Here is a 3530-nt window from a genome sequence, read left to right on the forward strand (position 1 = left end):
TCAGGGAAGTTGCGCCTGTAATTTGCTGATAGCCGAGCATGAAGTTTATGCGAGGCGGAGTTGAGCCTACGGACGTAGGGACTTTCCAGATGGGGTACGCTGAGTTCGGCGTACAAAACACCTAATAACCAATAAGGTGATTTTTTGAATAGAAAACAGAAATACAACATCAGTCGGATTCAAAAATATATACAAAAATTAAAACAAAAAGATGTAGTACGTCGCTTAAGACTGAACATTATCAAGGAGCGTTCAACAGAAGATATCTTTGATAGCGTCAGCGAATATTACAAACAAGAAACATATTTAGTTAATTATCTTCTCGAGTTTAAGCAGAAGATGGATAAATATCCCACAGAAAGTATAGACAACCGATGTTTAACCAACGTGTACATTTTGAATGTTAAAAACCGTTTCCCTCGCAGAAGGAGACAAAGTGAATCTAGAAACAGAATACAATATTTTTGGAAAAATCAAAAAATTCACAGAAGAAGACAACGAAATTTGCGAACAGAAAGCCGAGAGCATCTATCAATCGCTGCTTGATACAGAAATAGCAAACTTCTTCTCAAATCAATCTGATAGTGACGAGTGGCTTTTGGCAATACAAATCACTGACAGCTTTCAAAACAGCCTATATGAGCTTAGCGCTAACCTAGCCAAGATAAAACATGCTAAAGAGTTTTTGCCAGAATATTACGAGTATGAGGCTGCTTAATGATTTGGCATGACGTAGAACAGAATACAAGTGAGTGGCAAGAACTTCGCATAGGAAAAGTGACCGCATCCCGTTTTGGCTGCTTCATGACGCAAAAAGATACGTCTTTTGGTGAGCCAGCAAAACGATACGCATTGCAAATCGCACTTGAAACGATAACCGGAAAAAAATCACAACAAAATGGTTTCACGAATGAGCATATGCGAAGAGGTCATGAACAAGAGCCGATAGCTAGAATGCTATACGAGCAAAAGAAAGAAGTTCTTGTCACTGGTGGCGGATTTTTCGATTGGGGAGACTACGGCGATAGCCCTGATGGATTAGTTGGCAACGACGGAGCTATAGAAATCAAGTCAGTTATAGCACCCGTGCATTATGAAACGCTAAAGCGAAAAACTTTTGACCCAACGTACAAGTGGCAACTCATAGGCCACCTCGATTGCTCAGAGAGGGATTGGGTAGACTTTGTCAGCTATTGCGCCGATTTTCCAGAAAATAAGCAACTGATTATTTACCGATTGGAAAGAAAAGATTATCAAGAGGAGATCAACCAACTTCGCAAGAGACGGAAGGATTTTCTTAATGAAATAGAGGTTATGATCGATGCAATCATCGAATAAAGAGTTTTATCAAAAAATTATGCAAATACAGCGTGATTTGAATGCGCCTAAAAATGAGTGGAATAATCATTCAAAATACCGATATAGAACTTGTGAGGGCATTCTAGAAGCAGCAAAACCGCTACTCGCCAAACAAAAATTAAATATAAAAATAGATGACGTAATAACCAATATAGGTAATCGATACTACGTTAAGTCTACAGTTACCCTGACAGATGGACAGTTTGAGATTTCAGCGACTTCTTTGGCTCGTGAAGCAGAGCAGAGAAAAGGATTTGATGATGCTCAATTAACAGGTGCGACGATCTCTTATGCAAGGAAATATGCACTAAACGGCTTATTTGCCATTGATGATTCGAAGGATATAGATTCAACAGAAAATCATGAAAGTAACGTAAATGACGAAGATGAAATCTTGAAAAATTTCACAGAGCTAGCCATGAAGACGAAAACGTATGATGAGCTTAAATCTTTCTTCCGAGATGCGTTTAAAAAATTAACGGGTGAACATCAAAAGAAAGCAAAACAGGTGTATGACATCCGTAAAGAAGAATTGGAGGGAGCAAATTGACAATAAACACCGTGATATTTTCCGGCAACCTTGGCAACGATTGTATTACTCGAAGTACGACTAACGGGAAGCTGATTGCTACGTTTTCCTTGCCAGTAACACAAGGCTACGGAGAAAGCAAAAAGATCTCGTGGGTAGAGTGTCGCATGTTTGGAGCTAAAGCCGAAAAGCTACCGATTTACTTGAAGAAAGGAACGAAGGTTACTGTTTCTGGTCAACTTTTGATCGACAAGTGGACAGGTAAAGACGGGAAAGAAAAAACAACCGTTGTTGTTCTCGTTAACGATATTGATTTTGCTAGTAGGCAAGAAAATCAGCCACCGCAACAGATTCAGCAACCAAGAAATATAACGTCAGAACCATTTTATGATGAGGAAATTCCTTTTTAACCGATTTAACCAGCGTTAACCGCCCCAGAGTTTTGGGAGCACATCTTTAAAAAGCAAACCTAGGATACCCGCTAGGATAAACCATTGTAGACGGTCAAATTTAATCTCTAAACGGTCGAATCGTTTTTCTATTTGTGAAATATCCTTACGTACATCAGCAATCTGATTCTCAACTTTTTCAAAGCCATGCTCCATATCCTTACGAACGTCAGCTATTTCTGCGGATAAGTCCTTGCGAACATCCTCAAGATCGCGCTTAACATCATTGATGTCTGCCTTGGTAGCAAGGTCAGCAACTTCATGTGATTTACGCACAACAAGGGATATCGCCTTAGCCTGATTTCTTGGCAAGCCTTCTTTTTCTAAAGTATCAACAAACTCTTGTGTGTCAAATGCAACTTGCGCCATTGGGGAATCTCCTTTTTAGTCAATTGTAGCGTATACAAAACACCAGAGGAAGTAGAGTAATAATTACGGTATTAATTTACGGCACAGCAAGGCAAATTGTATGAGCTTTGACACAATCCAGCGGTATAGATTAAGTGATCTTTACCGTTTACCTTATTCAAAACACCAGACGAGGGAAAAGCAATAATGACTTTAGTATTTCCGGCAATTTACGGCTCTAACTATTCTACACAAAGCGGAAGATTCTTTAAGCGCCGAAACGATATATGGGTACAGATTGAACGATATTTACCCTGTGCCACTGGAACATTAAATGAACCGCTTGAAGCCACAGCACAGCGTTGGTTAAACGAACTCGAAAAAGGAAACCTTAAGGTTAAAAGGGCTATAGGAAATAGTGGAGGTATCAAAAACGGTACGTATGAACTAACCGAAAGTGGCCTTAAATTTATAAACACGATTGACATTGACGTAAGGACGAAGCATGAGCTATAGTCAACCTCGTACCTTAACAAAGGGGTACTGGGTTTAGCAGCCTAAGTCAAAAAGCGGACACATGCCGCTAGAAGCGGTTTTTTTACGTCCAAAATCAGCGTTATATCCCTATCTTTTTCTTTAGTTCTTTGGTGGGATGTAATGGGAGAGCCGTAAGGTTCGCTGGTTTACTTTTTGTCCAGTCTGCTAATCCCGTTACGTCTCGCCACCCCTTAAGTTTTTCAATATCAAACAAATCAAATGCGAGGACTGTTGCACTTGGCTACTCAAATCTCACTCTCAGATGAAAGCGATTTTAAGTTAATTCGAGCAAGGGAAGTTACGTCATC

At 39.8% G+C, this 3530-nt stretch carries 6 protein-coding genes; 5 read left to right on the forward strand and 1 reads right to left on the reverse strand.

Features of this window, described 5'->3' with window-relative positions; all coding sequences use genetic code 11:
* The first annotated feature begins 436 nt into the window (after positions 1 to 436).
* The 4 genes from G468_RS0116565 to G468_RS0116580 are packed head-to-tail and all read left to right on the forward strand — an operon-like array spanning position 437 to position 2298.
* Positions 437 to 718: a hypothetical protein gene (locus G468_RS0116565; RefSeq protein ID WP_026823984.1), complete on the forward strand. Its 282-nt coding sequence runs from the start codon at positions 437 to 439 to the stop codon at positions 716 to 718.
* Positions 718 to 1338, forward strand: a complete 621-nt coding sequence (locus G468_RS0116570; RefSeq protein WP_026823985.1) for a lambda exonuclease family protein — start codon at positions 718 to 720, stop codon at positions 1336 to 1338. Before G468_RS0116565 ends, G468_RS0116570 begins: the two co-directional genes overlap by 1 nt.
* A complete protein-coding gene (locus tag G468_RS0116575; RefSeq protein ID WP_026823986.1) occupies positions 1322 to 1909 on the forward strand; it encodes an ERF family protein in 588 nt (195 codons plus the stop codon). Before G468_RS0116570 ends, G468_RS0116575 begins: the two co-directional genes overlap by 17 nt.
* Positions 1906 to 2298, forward strand: coding sequence for a single-stranded DNA-binding protein (locus G468_RS0116580; protein WP_026823987.1), 393 nt, complete (start codon positions 1906 to 1908; stop codon positions 2296 to 2298). The genes G468_RS0116575 and G468_RS0116580 overlap by 4 nt, the downstream gene beginning before the upstream one ends.
* Positions 2299 to 2313: 15 nt before the next feature.
* On the opposite strand, the gene G468_RS21595 is transcribed toward G468_RS0116580, so the two are convergent.
* Positions 2314 to 2706, reverse strand: a complete 393-nt coding sequence (locus G468_RS21595) for a CCDC90 family protein (RefSeq protein WP_034250290.1) — start codon at positions 2704 to 2706, stop codon at positions 2314 to 2316.
* A 186-nt stretch (positions 2707 to 2892) separates the two neighbouring features.
* On the opposite strand from G468_RS21595, the gene G468_RS0116590 reads away from it, so the two are divergent.
* Complete coding sequence (locus G468_RS0116590) at positions 2893 to 3201, forward strand: hypothetical protein (RefSeq protein ID WP_026823988.1); 309 nt, start codon at positions 2893 to 2895, stop codon at positions 3199 to 3201.
* Positions 3202 to 3530 lie beyond the last annotated feature (329 nt).

This window comes from Arsenophonus nasoniae DSM 15247 (genome assembly GCF_000429565.1).
In the GTDB taxonomy this organism is placed as follows: Bacteria; Pseudomonadota; Gammaproteobacteria; order Enterobacterales; family Enterobacteriaceae; genus Arsenophonus; species Arsenophonus nasoniae.

Bases quoted from the DNA above. Each gene is read 5' to 3' on its own strand.
- G468_RS0116570 (WP_026823985.1), top strand. From the start codon at position 718: ATGATTTGGCATGACGTAGAACAGAATACAAGTGAGTGGCAAGAACTT.
- G468_RS0116575 (WP_026823986.1), top strand. From the start codon at position 1,322: ATGCAATCATCGAATAAAGAGTTTTATCAAAAAATTATGCAAATACAG.
- G468_RS21595 (WP_034250290.1), bottom strand. From the start codon at position 2,706: ATGGCGCAAGTTGCATTTGACACACAAGAGTTTGTTGATACTTTAGAA.
- G468_RS0116590 (WP_026823988.1), top strand. From the start codon at position 2,893: ATGACTTTAGTATTTCCGGCAATTTACGGCTCTAACTATTCTACACAA.